This window comes from Pigmentiphaga sp. MLSB6-MA01 (genome assembly GCF_058793475.1).
Genome location: NZ_JBXAFV010000002.1, coordinates 191,764 through 214,867 on the forward strand (window position 1 = coordinate 191,764; position 23,104 = coordinate 214,867).

Consider the following 23,104-nt stretch of genomic DNA (forward strand, 5'->3'; position numbering starts at 1 on the left):
GACAGGAGACACGCCCCATGAGCGCCTATGTCATCGACAGCGCGCTGTTCCGGGACCAATTCAGCACCGCCGCCACCCGGAGCATTTTCAGCGACGAACAGACCGTCCAGAAATGGCTGGACGTGGAAGCAGCCCTTGCCCGCGTACAGGCCCGCCTGGGCATCATTCCCCAGCACGCCGCCGACGAGATCCAGGCCAAGGCCAGGGTCGAACTCATCGACCTGGCCGAGCTGAAGCAGGAAATGGACCGCACCAGCCATCCCATCGTCCCGCTGCTGCGGGCAATGAAGAAAGTGTGCGACGGCGACACCGGCGAATTCATCCACTGGGGCGCGACGACGCAGGACATCGTCGACACCGGCACCGTCCTGCAAGTCAAGGAAGCGCTGGAACAGATCGAGAACAACTACCGGCGGGCCCATGCCCACGTCATCGCCCTGGCCGAACGGCACCGCGACCAGACCATGGCCGGACGCAGCCACGGCCAACAGGCCCTGCCCATCACCTTTGGCTTCAAGGCCGCGGTGTGGGCGGCCGAGATCGGCCGCAACCTGGAACGCCTGCGGCAAATGAAGGAACGGGTGCTGGTTGGCCAATTCTCCGGCGCGGTCGGGACGCTGGCCGCCCTGGGCGGCCAAGGGATCGAGGTGCAGGAAGCCCTGTTCAAGGAACTGGACCTCGCCTGCCCGGAGATCTGCTGGCACGTGGCCCGCGACGGCATGGCCGAGCTGGCGTGCGTACTGGCGATCTGCACCAGCACCGCCGGCAAGATCGCCCACGAGGTCTACAGCCTGCAGAAAACCGAGACCGCCGAACTCGAAGAGCCCTTCACCATGGGGAAGGTGGGCAGCAGCACCATGCCCCACAAGCGCAACCCGCCCGCCTGCGAAGGCATCGTGGCGATTTCGCGCGTCGTCCGCAGCACCGTGGCGCTGGGACTGGAAGGGATGATGGCCGAGCACGAACGCGACAAGATCGTGCTCCAGACCGAACGCGAGTTCATCAGCCGTTTGTGCTGCATGGCCGACGCGGCCTTCGCCAAACTCGCCTACGTCACCGCCGGCCTGACCGTCCGGGGCAACAACATGGAGCGCAACCTGTCCGTGCAAAAAGGCCTGTTGCTGTCGGAAGCCGTCATGATGAAGCTGGGCGACCACCTGGGCAGGCAGGAAGCCCACGAACTGGTCTACGAGATCTGCATGGACGTGTTCGAGCAAGGCGGCACGTTCAAGGATGGCCTCCTGGCCAATCCGACCATCGCCCGCCACCTCAAGCCGGAGGACATCGACCGCATGCTGGATCCCCAGGCCTACACCGGCGCCGCCGGCCTCTTCGTGGACCGCGTCGTGGCCTCTCATCGCGGCGCCACTACCTGACCGATCCATCAAAGCAAAAAAACGGCCTCACGGCCGTTTTTCCTCAGCGCCCCGACTCCAGGGCACGGCGGATCCGGCTCTGCCGGTCCGCCAGTGCCGCCCCCTGGGGGGCGCGTCAGCGCGTAGGGGGGATCAGAAGTTCAACGCCCTCTTGTCCACCGCCAGCGCGGCTTCCTTCACCGCCTCGGACAGCGACGGATGCGCATGGCAGATGCGGGCGATGTCTTCCGACGCCGCGCGGAACTCCATGGCCACCACGCATTCCGAGATCAGCTCGGAGGCCTGCGGACCGATGATGTGCACGCCCAGGATCTCGTCCGTCTTGGCGTCGGCGATGACCTTGACCATGCCGGTCGTGTCGCCCAGCGCACGGGCACGGCCGTTGGCCAGGAACGGGAAAGTACCGGTCTTGTAGGCGCGGCCTTCGGTCTTGAGCGCCTGCTCGGTCTGGCCCACCCAGGAAATCTCGGGCGAGGTGTAGATGACCGACGGGATCGTGTTGAAGTTGACGTGCCCGTGCTGGCCGGCGATGCGCTCGGCCACGGCAACGCCCTCTTCCTCGGCCTTGTGCGCCAGCATAGGGCCGCGCACGACGTCGCCGACGGCCCAGACGTTGGGCAAACCGGTCCGGCAGTCCTCGTCGACCACCACGAAGCCACGCTCGTCCAGCTTCAGCCCCACGCCTTCGGCGTTCAGGCCCTGGGTGTTGGGCACCCGGCCGATGGACACGATCAGCTTGTCGACGACCAGCGACTGTTCGGCGCCGGCGGCGTCGGTGTACTTGACCGTGACGGTCTTGGCCGCGGCCTTGACCTCGGTGATCTTCACGCCCAGGTTGATCTTCAGGCCCTGCTTGGTCAGGACTTTCAGGGCTTCCTTGGCGATCTGCTCGTCGGCGGCGGGCAGGAAGCTGGGCATGGCTTCCAGGATGGTCACGTCCGAACCCAGGCGGCGCCACACGCTGCCCAGTTCCAGGCCGATCACGCCGGCGCCGATCACGCCCAGTCGCTTGGGCACGCCGCCAATGGCCAGCGCGCCATCGTTGGACAGCACTTGCTTCTCATCGAACGGCAGGTCGGGCAGCGCGCGCGGGCTGGAACCGGTCGCCACGATCACGTGCTTGGCGACGAGTTCTTCCTCGGCGGAGCCGGAAACCTTGATCGACCAGCCGCCGTCGACCTGGCCCGAGAACGCGCCCGTGCCATGGAAGAAGGTGACCTTGTTCTTCTTGAACAGGAACAGGATGCCGTCGTTGTTCTGCTTGACGACGGTGTCCTTGCGGCTGATCAGCTTGCCCAGGTCCAGGCCCAGGCCCTTGACCTCGATGCCGTGGTCGGCGAAGTGATGGCCGGCATGCTCGTAGTACTCGGACGATTGCAGCAGCGCCTTCGAGGGAATGCAGCCCACGTTGGTGCAGGTGCCGCCAGGAGCCGGACCGCCCTTGGCGTTGCTCCAGGCGTCGATGCAGGCGACCGACATGCCCAGTTGGGCAGCGCGGATCGCGGCGATGTACCCGCCAGGACCGGCACCGATGACGACGACGTCGAATTGCTTACTCATTTCATTCTTCCAGTTAGAACCCCGATCAACCCAAGACACCGCGCCTTGCGGTACCCCAGGATGCGGTGGATCCGGCTCCGCCGGTCCACCCGCATCGCCCCCTGGGGGGCGCACATCAGCGCGTAGGGGGGATCAGATATCCAGCAGCAGGCGCTGCGGGTCTTCCAGGGCTTCCTTCATCGCGACCAGGCCCAGGACGGCCTCGCGGCCGTCGATGATGCGGTGGTCGTAGGACATCGCCAGATAGTTCATCGGACGGATGACGATCTGGCCGTTCTCCACCACGGCGCGGTCCTTGGTGGCGTGCACGCCCAGGATGGCCGACTGCGGCGGGTTGATGATGGGGGTCGACAGCATCGAGCCGAAGGTGCCGCCGTTCGAGATCGAGAACGTGCCGCCGGTCAGGTCGTCCAGGCTCAGCTTGCCTTCCTTGGCCTTCTGGCCGAACTCGGCGATCTTCTTCTCGATGTCGGCCAGGCTGAGCTGGTCGGCGTTGCGCAGGATGGGGACCACCAGGCCGCGCGGGCTGCCGACAGCGATGCCGATGTCGAAGTAGCCGTGGTAGACGATGTCCTTGCCGTCAACCGAGGCATTGATGACCGGGTAGCGCTTGAGCGCGGCCACGGCGGCCTTGACGAAGAACGACATGAACCCCAGCTTGACGCCGTGCTCCTTCTCGAACTTGTCCTTGTACTTGGCGCGCAGGTCGATCACGGCCTGCATGTTGACCTCGTTGAACGTGGTCAGGATGGCGTTCTCGGATTGCGATTGCAGCAGGCGCTCGGCCACGCGGGCACGCAGGCGGCTCATCGGCACGCGCTGCTCGGGGCGGCCGTTGACCAGGGTCGCGGCGTCGTTGACGATGGGCGCTGCGGCAGGCTTGGCCGCCGGCGCGGCGGCGGCGCCGAGGGCATCGCCCTTGGTGATGCGGCCACCACGGCCCGTGCCTTGCACGGACTCGGGCGCGATGCCTTGCTCGGCCAGCAGCTTGGCGGCGGCGGGCGAAGGAATCGAGGTGGCGGGCGCGGCGGACGGAGCCGCGGCGGCAACGGCAGGCGCCGGGGCGGCGGCGGGAGCGGGAGCCGCGGCGGCGGGCGCGGCGGCGGCCTTGCCTGCCGTGTCGATCTTGGCGATCACTTCGTCCGAGGCGACGGTGCTGCCGTCGGCCTTGACGATCTCGGCCAGCACGCCGTCGGCGGGCGCCGGCACTTCCAGCACGACCTTGTCGGTCTCGATCTCGATCACGATTTCATCGCGCGAGATGGCTTCGCCCGGCTTCTTCTTCCAGGTCAGCAGCGTGCCTTCCGACACCGATTCAGAAAATTGGGGGACTTTTACGTCGACTATAGCCATGTCAGTTATTCCGCAAGGATGGGGAGTTCTTTCTTGGTCCGGCGCCAGGCGGCCGGGAGCCGGGACCGCCCGCGGGCGGTCCCGGACGTAAGGATCACTTGGTCAGCACGACGCCCTTGAGACGGCCGAAGGACTGGTCGAGCAGCGCCTTCAGTTGCTCCATGTGCTTGGAGTAGTAGCCGACGGCCGGCGAGGCCGAGGCCGGACGCCCGGCGTAGGCGAGCTTCTGGCCTTCGTTCATGTTCTCGTACAGGTGATGCTGCACGTAGAACCACGGTCCCTGGTTCTGCGGCTCGTCCTGCACCCAGACCACCTCGGTGACGTTCGGGTACTTCTTGAGCTCGGCGGTCAGGCTCTTGTGCGGGAACGGATACAGCTGTTCGGCGCGCGCGATGACCACGTCGTTGGCGCCGCGCTCCTTGCGGGCGTTGACCAGGTCGTAATAGACCTTGCCCGAGCAGACCAGCAGACGCTTGACCTTGGCGGCGTCGATCGTATCGTCGACTTCGCCGATCAGGGTCTGGAACGACCCCTTGCTCAGATCGGACAGCGGCGAGGTGGCATCCTTGTTGCGCAGCAGCGACTTGGGCGTGAAGATGACCAGCGGCTTGCGGAACTGGCGGATCATCTGGCGGCGCAGCAGGTGGAAGATCTGCGCGGCGGTGGTCGGCTGCACCACTTGCATGTTGGTATCGGCGCACAGTTGCAGGAAGCGCTCGATGCGGCCCGACGAGTGCTCCGGGCCCTGCCCTTCGTAGCCGTGCGGCAGCATCAGCACCAGGCCCGACTGGCGGCCCCACTTGGCTTCGCCCGAGCTGATGAACTGGTCGATCACGACCTGGGCGCCGTTGGCGAAGTCGCCGAACTGGCCTTCCCAGATCACCATCGAGTTGGGCTCGGCGGTCGAGTAGCCGTATTCGAAGCCCATGACGGCTTCCTCGGACAGCAGCGAGTCGATGACGCGGAACGGCGCCTGCGCCTCGGACACGTTCTGCAGCGGCACGTACACGCCCGAATCCCAGCGCTCGCGCTTCTGGTCGTGCAGCACGGCGTGGCGGTGGGTGAAAGTGCCGCGGCCCGAATCCTGGCCGGTCAGGCGCACGGGGTAGCCGGCGGCCACCAGGCTGGCGAAGGCCAGGTGCTCGCCCATGCCCCAGTCCAGGTTCATTTCACCGCGCGCCATGGCGCGGCGGTCCGCCAGGACCTTCTCGACGATGGGGTGGACCTTGAAGCCTTCCGGCACCGTGGTGATGCGCTCGCCCAGGCGCTTCAACTCGGCCTGCGGCATGGCGGTGTCGGCGGCATCCGTCCACTTGCGGCCCAGGAAGGGCGACCAGTCGACGGCGTACTTGTTCTTGTAGTCGGTCAGGACGGGATCGACCGTATGGCGGCCTTCGTCCATCGCGGCGCGGAAACGCTTGACGAATTCGTCGCCCTCGTCGGCGCCGATCACGCCCTGCACCGCCAGCTTGTCGGCGTACAGCTTGCGCGTGCCGGGGTGCTGGCCGATGCGCTTGTACATCAGCGGCTGGGTCAGCGCGGGCGTGTCCTGCTCGTTGTGGCCCAGCTTGCGGAAGCAGACGATGTCGACCACGATGTCCTTCTGGAACTCGACACGGAAGTCCAGGGCCAGGCGGGTGGCGAACACGACGGCCTCGGGATCGTCGCCGTTCACGTGCAGCACCGGCGCCTCGATCATCTTGACCACGTCGGTGCAATACAGCGTGGAGCGGGTGTCGCGCGGATCGGAGGTGGTGAAGCCGATCTGGTTGTTGATGACCAGGTGGACCGTGCCGCCCGTGCCGTAGCCGCGGGTCTGCGCCAGGTTCAGGGTTTCCATCACGACGCCCTGGCCGATGAAGGCGGCGTCGCCGTGGACCAGCACCGGCAGCACCTGCTTGCCGCCTTCCATGCCGCGGCGCTCCTGGCGCGCGCGGGCGCTGCCTTCGACCACGGGGTTGACGATTTCCAGGTGCGAGGGGTTGAACGCCAGCGACACGTGGACAGGGCCGCCACGGGTCGAGACGTCGCTCGAGAAGCCCTTGTGGTACTTCACGTCGCCGGCCGCCAGGCCGCCGTCGTCGTACTTGCCTTCGAATTCGGCGAACAGGTCCTTGGGCATCTTGCCCAGGGTGTTGACCAGCACGTTCAGGCGGCCGCGGTGGGCCATGCCCAGCACCACTTCCTGGATGCCGGCTTCGCCGGCATGCTGGATCAGTTCGTCGATGGCCGCGATGAAGCTTTCACCGCCTTCCAGCGAGAAGCGCTTCTGGCCGACGTACTTGGTGTGCAGATAGCGTTCCAGGCCTTCGGCGGCGGTCAGGCGGTCCAGCACGTGCTTCTTCTGGTCGGCCGACAGGCTGGGGGTGGCTTGCGTGCTTTCCAGGCGCTGCTGGATCCAGCGCTTGATGACCGGGTCGGACACGTGCATGAACTCGACGCCGATGCTGCGGCAGTAGGTGTCGCGCAGCGCCTTCACGATCTCGCGCAGCGTCATGTGCTCGGCGGTCGTGAAGTAGGTATTGGTGGCGGAGTACACCTTGTCCATGTCGGACTCGGTCAGGCCGTAGAAGCTGGGCTCCAGTTCGGGGATGGCCGGGCGTTCCTGGCGCTGCAGCGGGTCGAGATCGGCCCAGCGCGCACCGAGGTAACGGTAGGCGGCGATGATGGACTGGACGTGGACTTGCTTGCCCGCGACCGACAGGTCGCTTTCGGCGGCACGCGGCAGGAAAGCATTGGCTCGCGCACGCTGGGCGAAAGACTCGATGACCGGCGCATGGGCCTGGTCACGGGTCGATTCCTGGCCGTCAACCGCCGGCGTATGCTGCAACTGGTCGAAGTAATTGCGCCAGTTGTCGGGAACGGAACCCGGATTGTCGAGGTAGGCCTCGTAGAGTTCTTCCACGTACGGCGCATTACCCCCAAACAGATACGAGGTGCTGGATTCTTGGATGCTGGACATGATTTGCGCTTCACCTTGCCGGGTGTTTCACCCGTTCGATGCAGGACGGACCTTCCGCGACACGGCTTGGCCGATTAGCGGATAGCTAGTGCAGAAGGCGGTTGATGGAACCTTTCGGTTGGAAGGAATTAAATCAGTAAACCTGTAAAGCATAGCACTTAGGGACTTCCCTCGCTCGGAAAAGCCGCGCGAGTGTAGCGGTTTGAACCACAGCCACCGTACGGGAAGACCCGGCGCCTATCCTTTAGTTCCGATGCTGCAATGCAGCGTCCGCCAACCGCGCCGCCAACCGGGACGGATCAGCCGGATCCCGAGGTCCCAGCCGGATGCGAAGAGCATTCCGCCACGGGTCTTTTGGCGTTCGGGGGGCCCCGCGGGTCAGGCGTGCGGGGAAGCGCGCCGGGCGTAGTCGTCCTCGATGGTGGCGACCATCGCCAGGAAAGCGGGCGGCGTCCTGCCGGCCAGACGTTCGGCCAGGACGGCCAGGTGGGCATGCCAGCCGCCGGAGACGTCCAGGCGGGTGGCCCGGTCCTTCAGGCGGGTGTGGGTGATGGTCAGGCGGGTCTTGTCTCCTTCCGGAGCCAGCTCGAACACCACTTCGGACGGCGGTTCCTTTCCCCCGCCCCAGGTCATCGCCAACAGGCGCGGCGGGTCGAGGCGCAGCACCTGGTGGCGGCTGCGGAAAACGCCCTCGTACTTCCTGAATCGCTCGGGAATCGGCGCCCGGTGCGGCGACAGCCCGGCATTGTCGAACACCAGATCGAAGGACTGCCCGGGCGCCGCGGGCAGTTCGCCCGGCGCCAGCCACTGCGCGCGTTTGTCCGAGTCGGCGATCCAATGCCATACCCGCTCGATCGGGCCGGGCAGCAGGCGTTCGAAACGCACGGCCGTTTCCTCGTCCGCCACCCTGCCGTGGCCGACCCGGCTCGCGAGCACGCCGGCCAGATTGTCGAACATGATTCGCCAGGCCGCCGCCGATCCGCTGTCCTGCCCGGCGGGCGTCCGCGCCAATTCCCTGGCGATGCCCGGACCTGACTGGACGAAGCGCATCAGGCAACCGCCCTCCCCGCCGGCCTCGACCTTCATGGCCAGCACGTCGCTGTCCGGCGAGGATTGCGGCATCGCGAAACTCATGGACAGGCGACGCGGCGGATCGAATTCCAGGATTTCCCCCTGGACCGTGTGGTCGGCGCCGTCGCGCCGGTCGGTGATCGACCAGTTTCCGCCGGCACGGGCCGCCAGGGCCACGGACTGGCCTTCGCCGTAGGCGGAGGTGAACAGCCAGCGGCGCACCAGGGCCGGATCGGTCCAGGCGGCGAAAACCTCCTCTGGCGGCGCGTCGTAGTGCCGTTCGAGCCGCAATTCGGTGCCGGGGCTCTTGTTCATTTCCGCGTTCCTTTACCGGTTTCTTACCGGGAAGAAGATGTCGATGGTCCCTTCTCTTCGGCCTCCAGCAGTGCCTGCAAGGCATCGAGCCGGGTGCTCCAGAAACGTTCGTAGACACTCAGCCACGCCTGCGCATCGGCCAGCGGCCCGGGTTCGAGCCGGCAGAAATGCAAACGCCCCTGCACGCGCCGGCGCACCAGGCCGGCGCCCTCCAGCACCTTGAGGTGCTTGGAGGCGGCGGCCAGCGACATCGTGAAGGGCGCGGCCAGGTCCCCCACCTTGCGCTCGCCTTCCGCCAGGTACCGCAGCATCTCGCGGCGGGTGGGATCGGCAAGCGCGTGGAAGACTCGGTCCAGCGCGGAAGCTTTATATTCAACCATGAGGTTGAATATAAAGCTTCCGATAAAAATATTCAACCTTTTGGTTGAACATTTTCCCCACCCACCCTACTGCCAACCGTAGCGGCGCACGTAGATACCCTTCATCGCCTGGGTCAGTCCCATATAGGCCAGCAGGATCACCGGCAGGAACGCGAAGTACAGCGGCGGCAGCGCCTGCAGCTTGAAGTAGTGCGCCAGGGGCCCCATCGGCAGGAAAATGCCGATCGCCATGATGACCGCCGTCATCACCAGCAGCGGCATGGCGGCGCGGCTCTGGATGAACGGGATCCTGGGCGTGCGGATCATGTGCACGATCAGGGTCTGCGTCAGCAGCCCCACCACGAACCAGCCCGACTGGAACAGCGTCTGATGCTCGGGTGAGTTGGCGCCGAACACGAACCACATCAGCGCGTAGGTCGTGATGTCGAACACCGAGCTGATCGGCCCGAAGAACACCATGAAGCGGCCAATGTCCCCGGGGTTCCAGCGCTGTGGCTTCTGCAGCAGTTCATCGTCGACGTTGTCGAACGGAATCGCGATCTGCGAAATGTCGTACAGCAGGTTCTGCACCAGCAGGTGCATGGGCAGCATGGGCAGGAACGGAATGAAGGCCGAGGCCACCAGCACCGAGAACACGTTGCCGAAGTTCGAGCTGGCCGTCATCTTGATGTACTTGAGCATGTTGGCGAAGGTACGGCGCCCTTCCTGCACGCCCTCCTCCAGCACCATCAGGCTCTTTTCGAGCAGGATGATGTCGGCGGCTTCCTTGGCGATGTCCACCGCCGTGTCCACCGAAATGCCGATGTCCGCCGCGCGCAGCGCGGGCGCATCGTTGATGCCGTCGCCCATGAAGCCGACCACGTGGCCGTTGGCCTTGAGCAGGCGCACGATGCGCTCCTTGTGCGTGGGCGTCAGCCGGGCGAAGACGTTGTGGCGTTCTACCGCCACGGCCAGCTCGCGGTCGCCCATGCCTTCGATGTCGCCGCCCAGCAGCATGCCCCGCTGGGCCAGCCCCACCTCGCGGCAGATCTTGGCCGTGACCAGTTCGTTGTCGCCGGTCAACACCTTGACCGCCACGCCATGCCGGGCCAACGCCTCCAGTGCCGGCGCGGTGGACTCCTTGGGTGGATCGAGGAAAGCCACGTAGCCGATCAGCGTCATGTCCCGCTCGTCGGCCACCCCGAAGGCTTCCTGCACGGGAGGCTGTTCCCGGGAAGCCACCGCGACCACCCGCAGCCCTTCGCCGTTGAACCCGGCCGTCACCCTGCGGATGTCCTCGAGCACGGCCGGGGTCAGGGCCTCGGTCGCCTCGCCATGGCGCACCCCGGAGCAGACCGACAGGACCTCCTCGACCGCGCCCTTGGTGATGATCAGGTGATGTTCGTCGTGCTCGGCCACCACCACCGACATCCGGCGCCGCTCGAAATCGAACGGAATCTCGTCCACCTTGCGGAAATTGGCGGCGGGCTCCAGCTCGCGCTGCATCTCGGCATGCTCCAGCACGGCGACGTCCAGCAGGTTCTTCAGCCCCGTCTGGTAGTAGCTGTTCAGGTAGGCCAGTTCCAGGACAGCATCGGAATCCGCGCCCCAGGCATCGACGTGCCGGGCGAGGAAGATGCGGTCCTGCGTGAGCGTGCCGGTCTTGTCGGTGCACAGCACGTCCATCGCGCCGAAGTTCTGGATGGCGTCCAGCCGCTTGACGATGACTTTCTTGCGCGACAGGAACACCGCCCCCTTGGCCAGCGTGGAGGTCACGATCATCGGCAGCATCTCGGGCGTCAGGCCCACCGCGATGGAGAGGGCGAACAACAGCGCCTGCATCCAGTCGCCCTTGGTGAAACCGTTGATCAGCAGCACCAGCGGCGCCATCACGAACATGAAGCGGATCAGCAGCCAGCTCACCTTGTTCACGCCGGCCTGGAACGAGGTCTGTCCCCGGTCGACGGCGGTGACGCGGCCGGCCAGCATGCCGAAATAGGTCTGGTTGCCGGTGCCCACCACCACCGCCGTGGCCGCGCCCGAGACCACGTTGGTCCCCATGAACAGGATGTTCTCCAGTTCCAGCGGATTCACCGTCCCGGGGTCGCGGTGGAGCGCGAACTTCTCGACCGGCATGGCCTCGCCCGTCATCGCCGCCTGCGACACGAACAAATCCTTGGCCGACAGGACGCGGCAATCGGCCGGAATCATGTCGCCCGCCGCCAGCGCGACGACATCGCCGGGCACCAGCAAACGGATCGGCAGCTCCACGCGCCGGGCCGCGCGGGCACGCAGGTGGACACCATAATAGTGCTCGAACAGCGGCGCGGCGTCCTCGGAAACGTCGCGCCTCACCACCGTGGCGGTATTGCTCACCATGGCCTTGAGCGCATCGGCGGCGCGGTTGGACTTGCCCTCCTGCCAGAAACGCAGCAGCGTCGACAGCACGATCATCGTGCCGATGACGATCGTGGCCTTGGTGTCCTCGGTCAGATAGGAGATCGCCGCCAGCAGGGTCAGCAGCAGGTTGAACGGATTCCGATAGCAGTGCCAGAGGTGCGCCCACCAGGGCAGCGGTTTTTCGTGTTCGACCTCGTTCAGGCCCGCGCGCTCGCGTATGGCCTCGGCCTGATTTTCCGACAGCCCGTCCTCGTGGCTGCCGAGGAACGCCAGCAGTTCGCCGGCGTCTCCCTTGGCCGCGCTCACCAGCGTTTTCGTCAGGCCCGGCGGCAATTCGCGGCTGACGCCGGTGCGGGCCACCGTGTCCAGCAGCGCAAGGCGGCGGAAATGGCGGGAAATGTGGCGGGTGCGAAGAAAACCCGCGAAAAAGGCTTTGAGCAGCATGAAGTTCATTGTTCTTCTCCGGGTCGGCCCGCCTGCCGCACGCTGCGCCGCGTACTCAGACAGGGGGTGGATGCTCTGGGTCGGGCACGGTTCTCGTCAGTGCCGCGCGGCCTGGACGGAAGCTGTCCCGCAACAGGCCGCCTGGGCCGGCGCCTGCCGCCATGGCGGCAGACCGGCGGCAGGATGGCCATGGGACGGGAAAGGGACGATGCGCACGAAATCCTCCTCGAAAGTCGAGGCGGAGCGATGACGCGGGCGCGGCGGAACCGCCGTACCTGGCGGCTGACAGTCTGGGGAGAGGATGGACCACGGACGAACGCCGTGGCCGGAACCGCCTCTCGCCTGGCGGCGAGACGGCGGCAGGGGAAACCTGCGCGCTAGCCCGCCGAGCGTTCACCGATCACAAGGACCGGTCGACTACTGCCACTCGAACAAGTACCCACGTCAGGGCCTCCACTGTTGATGAACGGCGCGATTTTATCCGCGCAACGGCGACAGGTCCATGACCCTCGCCATGTACGCCGCCGGCATGCGGACGCGGCCCGCCCAAGCCGCATGCCGCTTGGACCGGGAACCGCGTTTCCGGTTCCCGGCCGGCATGCCCGGCTTATCGGCTGGGCATGTCCTTTTCCGTATAGACCAGTTCGCTGCGGGCATCGGCGGGGATCGCGCCGAACACGGCATCCCAGTCATCGCAGCGCCCGCGCATCCGCGCCAGGCGTTCGGGCTGGCGAAGCGCCAGGTTGGCCCGCTCCCGCTCGTCCGCGGACAGGTCGAACAAATACTCGTTGCCCTCGATCGCCAGGTACTTCCACGGCCCATCGCGCAGGGCTCGCTGGCCGCGGTAGTTCATGCGCCAGAACAGCTCGCGCGGGAACTCGTGCGCGGGCTCACGCAGCACCGGCAGCATGGACACGCCATCGAACGGATAGCCGGGATGGGCCGGCACGCCGGCGATGTCCAGCATGGTCGCGGTCCAGTCCATCGTCATGCAGTGCTGCGCGGACACCGATCCGGGCGCGATCCGGTCGCCCCACTGCACGATGTAGGGAACGCGTATGCCGCCTTCGGTCAGGTCCATCTTGCCGCCCACCAGCGGCCAGGTGTCCGAGAAGCGCTCGCCACCGTTGTCGCTGGTGAAGATGACCACCGTGTCGTCGGCCAGGCCCAGGTCGTCCAGCGCTTTCAGCACGCGTCCGCAGCCTTCGTCCAGCGCCTTGATCATCTCGCCGTAGATGTGGACGGAACCGCCGTCCAGGTGGCGGATGTCCTGGTCGGTGTCGGGATTGGCCCCCCCCTGCGCGCGCGTCTCCCAGGGCCAGTGCGGCGCGGTGTAGTGCAGGCTCAGCAGGAACGGCTGGCGGTCTCCGGCACGCGCACGCAAGTAGGTCTCGGCTTCGTCGGTCAGCAGGTCCGTCAAATAATGGCCGTCGTAGTTGACCGGCTCGCCGTCGCGCACGAGGTCGTGCTTGCCCATGCGGTCCACGTGGCTGAAGTAGCTGACGCCGCCCGACAGCGGACCGATGTGGTACTCGTACCCGCTTTTCTCCGGACCGAAATGCGGGGGATAGCCCAGGTGCCATTTGCCGATCAGCGCGGTGCGATATCCCCGCTCGCGCAACAGCGACGGCAGCGTGGGGTGCGCCGGCGGCAGGCCGATTTCGGTACTGCCGCGGAACCGCCCGGTCATGGGCTCCTCGGCGGCGCCGCGCAGCCGGTACTGGTAGCGGCCGGTAATCAGGCCGAAGCGCGTGGGCGAGCACACGGGCGAATTGGAATAGCCCTGCGTGAAGCGGATGCCGCGCGCGGCCATGCGGTCCAGGTTGGGCGACACAGGCCTGCGGCCGCCATAGCAGCCCAGGTCGGCGTAGCCGAGATCATCGGCCAGGATGAAGATGAAGTTGGTCATACTTGCTTACTCTAGGGTTCCGGTGTCAGTCGACCTTCATGCCGGCCGACTTGATGATCTTTGCATAGCGGTCCCGAACGGTCGCCAGTTCCCTGGCGGCGGCGTCGCCGTCCAGGGTGCCCAGCGTGAAGTCCATCGCGCGCAGGCGCTGCTGCACGTCGGGCTGCGCCAGCACCTGCTCGATCGCCTTGCGCAGGGTCTGGACGACGGTATCCGGCGTCTGTGCCGGCACCATCGCAAGATACAGCACATCCTGGCGGACCTCAGGGTAGCCCAGTTCAGCCGTGGTAGGTACCGACGGCAACAGCGGCGACCGCTGGCTGCCGGTCACGGCCAGGGCTTTCAAGGTACCCGCGTTGACGTGTTGCAGCAGGCCCGGCGTGGCCAGCGCGGCGGCCTGGACCTCGCCCGACACCAGCGCAAGCACCGCCGGCGCGTTGCCGCGATACGGAATGTGATTGATCTTCATGCCGGTAGCCTGTTGCAGCATGCTCAGGCTCAGGTGCCCAGGCGACCCGTTCCCCGCCGAGCTGAACGTGACCGGATCCTTGTGGCCGCGCTCGACCAGGCCTTTCAGCGTATCGGCCTTGGCGGACGGATGCGCGGCGATCAACATCCCGGAGGAAGCCAGGCGCATCACCGGTTTCAACTGGTCCAGGTTGAAGCCCTGCGAGGAATACAGGCTGGGATTGACCGTGAAGGTCGAATCCAGCCCGATCAGTACGGTGTAACCGTCGGGCGCGGCGTTGGCCACCGCGGCCGCGCCGATGTTGCCGCCACTGCCGGTCTTGTTCTCGACCACGAAGGGCTGCTTGAAGATGGCGTTGAGCCGTTCGCCCATCATCCGCGCCATGATGTCCAGCGGACCGCCCGCGGTGAAATTGACGACGAACCTGACGGGCTTGTCGGGATAGCTGCCCTGCGCCGACGCCGCACCCGCCGCAGTGGCCATTACAAACGCCAGCCCCAGCGCCCCGACCCTGGATTTCAACATTTCCCATGCTTCCTGATTGTGCCGGTGCCCTGCCATCGGACGCCGCTCTGTCCGCGCCATCATAGAAGCGCAGGAGATAATATTGGTTGATCTTTTCGCAAATTGCTTGAGCAAAAGGAAATCATGCTGCGCACCCTCGACCCCCGACTGCGCCTGCGCCATCTGCAATGCCTGGTCGCCCTGGCCAGCCACCGCAGCGTGCTCAAGGCCGCCGATGCCCTGGCTCAGACGCCTTCCGCGGTTTCCAAGAGCCTGGCCGAACTGGAGGCGATCACCGGCGAAACGCTGGCGCTCCGCCATCGCAAGGGACTGGAGTTGACGCCCGCCGGGCATATCCTGCTGCGCCATGCCGCGCTCGCCATCGGCGCGCTGCGCGACGGCTTCGAATTGCTGGGCACGGGCGAAAAAGCGCCCGAACACGTACGCATCGGCATCCTGCCCACCGCGGCCGCCACGCTGGTCCCGAACGCGATCCGCCAGATACAGGCGCGCTTTTCCCACCTCGTGGTCACGGCCCACGGCGGCACCAACGCCGATCTGCTGGTGCGCCTGAAACTGCGGGAACTGGACCTGGTCATCGGCCGCATCAGCCACCCCTCGGAAATGGTGGGCATTTCCTTCGAGCACCTGTACATGGAGCCCTTGGTCATGGCCGTGCGCCCGGACCATCCGCTGCTGTCCGTCCCCAGCCTGCAGCCCGCCGACGTCCGCGCCTACTCCATGATCCTGCCCATGAAGGGCACCTATATCCGGCCGGCCGCCGAAACCTTCCTGCAATCGAGCGGCATCGGCATCCCCCAGCAACTGGTGGAAACGCTTTCCTCCACCATGGCGCGCAGCCTGCTGCGCACGGGGGATGCCATCTGGTTCGTCCCCTACGGCGTGATCGAAACCGACCTGGACGAGGGCCTGGCGCGGGCCCTGCCGGTGGACACCAGCCCGACCTCGGCGGCCGTGGGGCTGACCACCCTCGGCACGGGCGAACTGCCGGAAGGGGCCCGCCTGTTCATCGACGTCGTGCGCGAAGTCGCCGGCGAAATGCGCAACCGCAACCGGCGCACGCTGATGCGGGAAGGCTGAAGCGCTCGTGGCGCGGGGAGATAACTGGAAACAAAAACGCGCAAAATGAACACCCTTCCCGCCGCGCCCTTGCCTAACATTCGATCTGTTGCTGTTGCCGAAACGATACGCGGATGACGCGTCAACGGACGATGACCGGATCGAAAGCACGCAGACCTCCCTTACCCGACCATGGCGATCCGCCCACCCCTGCCCCCGCCGGGGAAGGCGGCCCCGCCTGGCGAGGCATGCCGGATCTCGCCCGATGCGCGCTTTTCCTCGATCTGGACGGCACGTTGGCCCCCATCGCCTCCGGTCCGGAAACCGCCTCGGTCCCCAGTTCGACCATCGCGCTGCTGCGGCGCCTGGCGCCGGCCACGGATGGCGCGCTGGCCGTCGTGTCCGGCCGCACGATCGAAACGGTGGACCGCCTGCTGCATCCGCTGCGCGTGCCGGTGGCGGGCCTGCACGGCGCCCAGTGGCGCGGCCCCGACGGACAGGTCTCGGCCGTGCCGATGGACCGGGAACGGGCCGCCCGGCTGCTCGCGCGGCTGCGGGCGATCGCTGCCGGACACGCGGGCACGCGCGTCGAGGACAAGGACATTTCGTTTGCCATCCATTACCGGCAGGCACCGGGGCAGGAATCGCGGATCCGCCGGGAAGTGGCCGAAGCGGCCGCCGCCTTCGAACCCGACTACGTGCTGCAATTCGGCAAGATGGTGGCCGAGGTGCGGCCGCGCGGCGCGGACAAGGGCAACGCCATCGAGCGCTTCATGGCGATCGCGCCATTCTCGTCCCGCCTGCCCGTCATGGCGGGAGATGACCTGACCGATGAGGCGGCCTTCGCCACCGTCGCGCGCCTGGGCGGCGTCTCGATCAAGATCGGCGGCGGCGACACCTTGGCATCGTGGCGGCTGTCCGATCCCGCCGCGCTCGCGGGCTGGCTGGACAGCCTGCTGGCACAATCCCCGGCCAGCGCGCGGCCCCACGGATAGGCGGTCAAGACATGGGCAGACTCGTGATCGTTTCCAATCGTGTGGCCTCCGCGGCCGAGGGCAGAAGCAGCGCGGGGGGCCTGGCGGTCGGCGTGCTCGATGCCCTCAAGCGGCAGGAGGGCCTGTGGTTCGGATGGAACGGCAAGATCGAGGAGGCCGAGAAAGCCGAAGTCGTCGTCCATCGCATCGGCCGCATCGACTGCGCGACCACGGGCCTGTCGCGCAGTGAATATGACCTCTACTATCGGGGATTCGCCAACGGCACCCTCTGGCCCACCTTCCACTACCGCATCGACCTGAGCCGCTACGACGCCCGCGAATACGCCGGCTACCTGGCCGTCAACGAGCGGCTGGCCGGCCTGCTGAAGGAACTGGTCGTCGAGGACGACCGGCTCTGGATACACGACTACCATCTCATCCCCTTCGCCCGCGCCTGCCGGCGCCTAGGGCTGCGCAACCGCATCGGCTTCTTCCTGCACACGCCCTTCCCGCCCGAGGGCATCCTGCGCACCATCCCGCCCCACCGCGACCTGGCCGAAGCACTGTGCGAGTACGATCTGATCGGATTCCAGACCCGCGGCGACGCGCAGGCGTTCCGGGACTATGCGCAACGCCGCCTCGGGCTGCCGCGGGAAGGCGACTCGCTGCGCGGGCCGTCCGGAACGGTGCGCGTGGGCCACTATCCCATCGGCATCCTGCCCGACGACGTCCAGAACAAATCGAAGGCGCGCAGCCGCTCCAAACTGGTCGGCACGCTCAAGCAAGGATTGCAGGAACGCAAGCTCATCATCAGCGTCGACCGGCTGGACTACAGCAAAGGCATGGTCGAGCGCTTCAATGCCTTCGAACGGCTGCTGGAATCGCGGCCGTCTTACCGCGGCCACGTCAGTTTCCTGCAGATCGCCCCGCCCTCGCGATCCGACGTCGAAGGCTATCGCCCGATCCGGCGGCAGCTCGAAACCACGGCGGGCCACATCAACGCCCGCTGGACCGAACTTTCATGGACGCCCATCCGCTACATGAATCGCGCCTATGAACGCGCCGCGCTCCTGTCGTTCTTCCGCGCCTCGCAGGTGGGCTTCGTCACGCCGCTGCGCGACGGGATGAACCTGGTGGCCAAGGAATACGTGGCGGCCCAGGAACCCGAGGATCCCGGCGTGCTGGTCCTGTCCGAATTCGCGGGCGCCGCCGACGAGCTCGCCGACGGCGCGATCATCGTCAATCCCTACGACATCGACGCCATGGCCTGCGCCCTGGACCGCGCCCTGGCCATGCCGTTCGAGGAGCGGCGCGAGCGGCACGGCCACATGATGCAAAGGCTCAAGGACAACGACATCAAGCAGTGGCGCGACCACTTCCTGGCGGATCTCTGACATTGCCACGCGCGCCCGCCCCGCGCCGATACTGATGCGCGGAGCCGGCTCAGGCTTCCCGTCCCGGCTGTTCCAGCGCCGCGCCGCAGTGCTTGCAGTAGTTCGCGTCGTGGTCCTGCCCCGGGGTCAGGCACGCCTGGCAGGCGCGCGTCGCGGCCCGGCGCCGCGCGCTCTCGGCCAGCGTCATCTCCATGGTGACGATGCCCGTCGGAACGGCCAATATGCCCCAGCCCAGCAACATCATCACCGACGCGATGAGCCGGCCCAGCGCCGTATGCGGCGTGATGTCGCCGAAGCCCACCGTCGCGATGGTCGATATCGCCCAGTAGACGCCCACCGGGATACTGGTGAAGCCGTACTTGGGCCCTTCCACCACGTACATGACCGTGCCCATGACCAGGACGATCAGCAGCACCACCGACAGGAAGACCATGATCTTGCGGGACGAGGCGCGCAGCGCCCGGGCCATCGTCAGGTATTCCTCGGTGAACAGGCGCAGCTTGAACACGCGGAAGATACGCAGGAGGCGCAGTACCCGGATGCCGATCAGGAAGGCCAGGCTGGGCGCCAGCAGCGCCGCGTAGGTGGGCAGGAAGGCCAGCAGGTCCACCACGCCGTAGAAACTGGCGGCATAGCGCAGGGGGCGCCGCACGCACGAAAGCCGCAGCACGTACTCGATCGTGAAGAGCACGGTGAAGGCCCATTCCAGCGGCCCGAACAGGCCGTCCAGGCGCTGCGACAGGAACGCCACGCTGTCGGCCATCACGACCGCCAGGCTGGCCAGGATGACCACGCACAGCAACTGGTCGAACCGCCGTCCGGCGGGCGTGCCGGTCTCGAACATCACCGCATACAGCGACCGCCGCCACCCCGCATCCGGCCTGCCGAAAGCCTCGGCGATGCCATGGTCGCGCTCCGTCGATCGGTTTTCCTGCGCCACGACCGCTCCCGCGCCAGCCGCGGCCCGGCGGGCCGCCACTTCCGGCAAGCGAAATCATAGGGGAAGCCGCCCTGCCCGGCCAGCCCGCGCCGTCCGGAGCCGGGGCTCAGCCCCCTGCGCCCTCGCGCGACTCCAACAGTCTTACCAGACTGTAGAGCACACGGTTGGCGGGCGTGCGCACGCCCGTCTCGCCGCCCTTGCGGACGATGTAGCCATTCAGGTGCTCGATCTCGCTCGGCCTGCCGCGCGCCAGATCCTGCGCCGTGGACGACAGCTGGGTAGGCATGCTGCGGCTGATGCGCAGCACCGCTTCCCAGGTGTCGCCGGGCACCGTCACGCCCGCGGCCGCGGCCACCGCCAGGCACTCGTCCACCACATCCCGCATGACGTCCAGTACCGCCGTGCCCTCGACCAGCCGCCCATAGGGCATCTGCGTCGCGGCCGACAGCGCGTTATAGGCGCAATTGAGGATGAGCTTGGCCCAGAGTTCGCCCACGGCATTGGCCGACACCGTGGCCGGGATGCCTGCCGCGCTCAGGACGCCTGCGATCTCGTCGCTGCGGGGCGACGGCCCCAGCACGAGTTCGCCGCGTCCATGGTGGCGCACGTGCCCCGCTCCCGCCATCTCCACCGCCACATAGACCACCGCCGGCACCACCGGCTGGGCCAGCAGCGCCTGCAACCGCTCGGCGTTGTCGACGCCGTTCTGCAGGCTGAGCACGACGGCATCGGCATCCAGGTGCGGCGCGATCTGCCTGCCCGCGTCTTCCGTGTCGGTGGACTTCACGCAAAACAGCACGAGTTTCGCGCCGGCCACGTCCTCGGGGCGCTCGCTGGCCCGCGACGGCACGTGGCCGCGGAAAGACTTCATTTCCAGCAGCAGACCCTGCCTCCTGACCGCCTCCACGTGCGCGGGGCGCCCCACCAGGGCCACGTCGTGGCCGGCGCGGGCCAGCATCGCGCCGTAGTAGCTGCCGACCGCGCCGGCTCCCATCACTGCAATCTTCATGTCCACCTCTGAAACCGGAGTCCTTCTTTCCAGCAGGCCTTGCCCACATCGGCAAGTGTATGCCGATGGCCACATCCTCCCGCAGCCGCCGTTGCCTCGCCCGGCATGGATTGATAAACTTTATGCTCGGCTTTCTGCCTTCACATCCATCACCTCACCCAAGGAGACGCAAAATGAACACCACGCGCATCGTCGTCTCCGGACCGGCTCCCCGGCACCTCTAGGTTGCCTCCGCGGGCGGCGTTCCTGCCCGCACACACTCCCGGACGGTTTTCTGCCCCTCGCACGCCACAAGCGCGCGCTGGCCCGTCTGTTCCCTGTTCCGACTTTGGAGACCCCGCTCCACCGCGAGCCGGGGCTGTCGCAAATGGCATTGAAAAAACTCGATTTCCGCGGACAGTCCTACAAGGACGTCCTTGGCTTCACTTTCCGGCACTGGGCCGAACAGCCCTGGCGCATCCTCACCATCATCGTCGCCGTCCTGCTCTCGACGCTGGCCAGCGTGGTGACGCCGCTGTACGCGGGCCGGCTGGTCGACGCGGTCGCGTCGGGCGCGGCCAGCGATCCGGCGGCCTGGCAGGCCGCCATCGCCGCCTTCTGGGTGCTGGCGGCGCTGGGGGTGGGCGCCACCGCGCTGCGCCAGGTGGTGTTCCTGAGCCTGACCTTCCTCACGCTCAAGATGATGAGCAAGATCGCCGGCAACGCCTTCCATCGCGTGCAGCGCTTCTCGACCGACTGGCACGCCAACAGCTTCGCCGGCTCCACCGTGCGCAAGGTCACCCGGGGCATGTGGGCGCTCGACCTGCTGAACGACACGCTGCTGGTCGCCCTGTTGCCGTCGCTGGTCATGCTGGCGGGCGCGACCGTTCTTCTGGGCGCCACCTGGCCCCTCATGGGCGCAGTGATCGGCGTGGGATCCCTGCTGTACGTGGCGTTGACCGTCATGCTGTCGCTCGGCTTCGTCGCCCCCGCCGCGCGCCTGGCCAACGCCTGGGACACGCGCATGGGCGGCGCGCTGGCCGATTCCATTACCTGCAACGCCGTGGTCAAGGCCTTCGGCGCCGAGGATCGCGAGGAAACGCGCCTGGCGCGGGTCATCCACAAGTGGCGCCTGCGCACCCGGCGCACCTGGGTGCGCGGCACGATCAACGGCGGCGTCCAGGGCACCATGCTGGTGCTGATGCAGGCCGCCATCCTCGGCACCGCGCTGCTGCTGTGGTCGCGTGGGCAGGCCAGCGTGGGCGACATCACCTTCGCGCTGACGACCTTCTTCATGCTCCAGGGCTACCTGCGCGACGTCGGCATGGATATCCGCAACCTGCAACGCTCCATCAATGACATGGAGGAACTGGTCGCGCTGGAACGCCAGCCGCTGGGCATCGAGGATCGCCCGGGCGCGCCGGCCATCGCCATCGGCCCCGGCGAGATCCGCTTCGAGCACGTGGACTTCCGCTACGGGACCCATGACACCCCGCTTTACCGCGATTTCTCGATACGCATCGCGCCGGGCGAACGGGTCGGGCTGGTCGGCCACTCCGGATCGGGCAAGACCACGTTCATCAAGCTGATCCAGCGCCTGTACGACGTCAGCGGCGGCCGCATCACCATCGACGGACAGGATATCTCCACCGTCCGCCAGGCCTCGCTGCGCCAACAGATCGCCATCGTTCAACAGGAGCCCATCCTGTTCCACCGCTCGTTGGCCGAGAACATTGCCTATGCCCGGCCGGACGCCACGCGGGCGCAAGTCGAGCACGCCGCGCGCCTGGCCAGCGCCCATGATTTCATCATGGCCTTGCCCAACGGCTACGAGACCCTGGTGGGCGAACGCGGCATCAAATTGTCGGGCGGCGAACGCCAGCGCGTGGCGCTCGCCCGCGCCTTCCTGGCGGACGCGCCCATCCTGATCCTGGACGAAGCGACGTCCAGCCTGGACAGCGAGAGCGAGGTGCTGATCCAGCAGGCCATGGAGCGCCTGATGGAAGGCCGCACCACCCTGGTGGTGGCGCACCGGCTCTCCACCGTGCGCGCGCTCGACAGGCTGCTGGTGATGGACAAGGGCCGCGTCGTCGAGGAAGGCACGCACGAGGCGCTGATCCGCATCCAGGACGGCGTCTATCGCCGGCTGTTCGAGAAGCAGGCCCTGGAACTGACCAAGGGCCTGTTGCTGGACGGCAATGCATTGCGCAGCGCCGACGATGACTGGCTGTCCGACACGGATCCGCTGGTGGAAGACCCGGCCGACGCGCCGGCCGAGCCGGGCCGCTAGCGGCGCGCCTCGGTGGCCATGCGCACGGCCAGCCCCGCCAGCACCGTGCCCATCAGCCACCGCTGCGCGACCAGCCACAGCGGGCGGCGCGCCAGGAAGGCCGCGATCGAACCGGCCATGATGGCCACCGTCGCGTTGATGCTGATGCTGATCGCGATCTGAGTCGCGCCGAACGCGAAGGACTGCGCCAGGACGCTGCCCTGCTCCGGCCGGATGAACTGCGGCAGCAGCGACAGGTACATCACGGCGATCTTGGGATTCAGCAGATTGGTCAGGAACCCCATCGCGAACAGCTTGCCCGCGCCATCGCGCGGCAGTTCGCGCACCTGGAACGGCGAGCGCCCGCCCGGCTTGACCGTCTGCCACGCCAGATAGAGCAGATAGATCGCGCCGCCCGCGCGCAGCGCATCGTAGGCATAGGGCACCGCCATGACCAGCGCGGTGATGCCCAGTGCCGCGCACAGCATGTAGAACACGAAGCCCAGCGCCACGCCGCCCAGGGACACGAGCCCGGCGCGCGGCCCTTGCGAGATCGAGCGCGAGACGAGGTAGATCATGTTGGGACCTGGCGTCAGCGCCATCCCCAGGGCCACCAGGCCGAAAGCTAGCAGGCTGGACGTATCGGGCATGGTCTTCTCCTGGTGCGGGTGCGCGGATACCCTTGGAATGTGCCCGCCAGCACACGCGACGGGGATCCATCCCGCGATCTCGACAAG

At 67.0% G+C, this 23,104-nt stretch carries 16 protein-coding genes; 5 read left to right on the forward strand and 11 right to left on the reverse strand.

The features are described from left to right. The first annotated feature begins 17 nt into the window (after positions 1-17). Entirely contained in the window at positions 18-1,376 is a 1,359-nt protein-coding gene (gene purB, locus AC1Q6E_RS04205; RefSeq protein ID WP_492572255.1) for an adenylosuccinate lyase, read from the forward strand. Positions 1,377-1,508: 132 nt separating this feature from the next. Here the strand turns inward: purB and lpdA are convergent, their stop codons facing one another. The 8 genes from lpdA to AC1Q6E_RS04245 all read right to left on the reverse strand — a co-directional run bounded on the left by lpdA (position 1,509) and on the right by AC1Q6E_RS04245 (position 14,743). Then, positions 1,509-2,936, reverse strand: coding sequence for a dihydrolipoyl dehydrogenase (gene lpdA / locus AC1Q6E_RS04210; RefSeq protein ID WP_152795534.1), 1,428 nt, complete (start codon positions 2,934-2,936; stop codon positions 1,509-1,511). A 132-nt stretch (positions 2,937-3,068) separates the two neighbouring features. Continuing rightward, entirely contained in the window at positions 3,069-4,289 is a 1,221-nt protein-coding gene (gene odhB / locus AC1Q6E_RS04215) for a 2-oxoglutarate dehydrogenase complex dihydrolipoyllysine-residue succinyltransferase (RefSeq protein WP_296556712.1), read from the reverse strand. A 94-nt stretch (positions 4,290-4,383) separates the two neighbouring features. Next, complete coding sequence (locus tag AC1Q6E_RS04220; RefSeq protein WP_152795530.1) at positions 4,384-7,251, reverse strand: 2-oxoglutarate dehydrogenase E1 component; 2,868 nt, start codon at positions 7,249-7,251, stop codon at positions 4,384-4,386. A 378-nt stretch (positions 7,252-7,629) separates the two neighbouring features. After that, complete coding sequence (locus AC1Q6E_RS04225) at positions 7,630-8,637, reverse strand: SRPBCC domain-containing protein (RefSeq protein ID WP_152795528.1); 1,008 nt, start codon at positions 8,635-8,637, stop codon at positions 7,630-7,632. 23 nt (positions 8,638-8,660) lie between these two features. Beyond that, complete coding sequence (locus tag AC1Q6E_RS04230) at positions 8,661-9,017, reverse strand: ArsR/SmtB family transcription factor (protein WP_152795526.1); 357 nt, start codon at positions 9,015-9,017, stop codon at positions 8,661-8,663. A gap of 66 nt (positions 9,018-9,083) precedes the next feature. Further along, the gene (gene mgtA, locus AC1Q6E_RS04235; protein WP_296556714.1) at positions 9,084-11,849 is read right to left on the reverse strand and encodes a magnesium-translocating P-type ATPase; all 2,766 of its coding nucleotides are present in this window, start codon (positions 11,847-11,849) and stop codon (positions 9,084-9,086) included. 598 nt (positions 11,850-12,447) lie between these two features. Next, the gene (locus AC1Q6E_RS04240) at positions 12,448-13,749 is read right to left on the reverse strand and encodes a sulfatase family protein (protein WP_152795522.1); all 1,302 of its coding nucleotides are present in this window, start codon (positions 13,747-13,749) and stop codon (positions 12,448-12,450) included. Positions 13,750-13,774: 25 nt separating this feature from the next. Beyond that, on the reverse strand, positions 13,775-14,743 hold the full coding sequence (locus tag AC1Q6E_RS04245) for a Bug family tripartite tricarboxylate transporter substrate binding protein (RefSeq protein WP_492572256.1): 969 nt from the start codon (positions 14,741-14,743) through the stop codon (positions 13,775-13,777). Between the two features lie 123 nt (positions 14,744-14,866). Between AC1Q6E_RS04245 and AC1Q6E_RS04250 the strand changes: the two genes are divergently transcribed. From AC1Q6E_RS04250 to otsA, 3 genes are all read left to right on the forward strand, one after another. Beyond that, positions 14,867-15,823 (forward strand): LysR substrate-binding domain-containing protein, encoded by a 957-nt coding sequence (locus AC1Q6E_RS04250; protein WP_152795520.1) that lies wholly within the window; start codon positions 14,867-14,869, stop codon positions 15,821-15,823. Between the two features lie 227 nt (positions 15,824-16,050). Next, positions 16,051-16,797: a trehalose-phosphatase gene (gene otsB, locus AC1Q6E_RS04255; RefSeq protein ID WP_492572257.1), complete on the forward strand. Its 747-nt coding sequence runs from the start codon at positions 16,051-16,053 to the stop codon at positions 16,795-16,797. Positions 16,798-16,808: 11 nt separating this feature from the next. Further along, positions 16,809-18,170, forward strand: coding sequence for an alpha,alpha-trehalose-phosphate synthase (UDP-forming) (gene otsA / locus AC1Q6E_RS04260; protein ID WP_152796648.1), 1,362 nt, complete (start codon positions 16,809-16,811; stop codon positions 18,168-18,170). Between the two features lie 49 nt (positions 18,171-18,219). On the opposite strand, the gene AC1Q6E_RS04265 is transcribed toward otsA, so the two are convergent. Both AC1Q6E_RS04265 and AC1Q6E_RS04270 read right to left on the reverse strand, forming a co-directional pair. Further along, on the reverse strand, positions 18,220-19,149 hold the full coding sequence (locus AC1Q6E_RS04265; RefSeq protein WP_366058923.1) for an ion transporter: 930 nt from the start codon (positions 19,147-19,149) through the stop codon (positions 18,220-18,222). 67 nt (positions 19,150-19,216) lie between these two features. Further along, positions 19,217-20,119, reverse strand: a complete 903-nt coding sequence (locus AC1Q6E_RS04270; RefSeq protein WP_492572258.1) for a ketopantoate reductase family protein — start codon at positions 20,117-20,119, stop codon at positions 19,217-19,219. Between the two features lie 367 nt (positions 20,120-20,486). On the opposite strand from AC1Q6E_RS04270, the gene AC1Q6E_RS04275 reads away from it, so the two are divergent. Beyond that, the gene (locus AC1Q6E_RS04275; protein WP_152796652.1) at positions 20,487-22,388 is read left to right on the forward strand and encodes an ABC transporter ATP-binding protein; all 1,902 of its coding nucleotides are present in this window, start codon (positions 20,487-20,489) and stop codon (positions 22,386-22,388) included. Here AC1Q6E_RS04275 and AC1Q6E_RS04280 read toward each other — a convergent pair. After that, positions 22,385-23,017 carry a LysE family translocator gene (locus tag AC1Q6E_RS04280; RefSeq protein WP_152796654.1) on the reverse strand — a complete coding sequence of 211 codons (633 nt, stop codon included), beginning with the start codon at positions 23,015-23,017 and terminating at the stop codon, positions 22,385-22,387. The genes AC1Q6E_RS04275 and AC1Q6E_RS04280 overlap by 4 nt on opposite strands. Positions 23,018-23,104 lie beyond the last annotated feature (87 nt).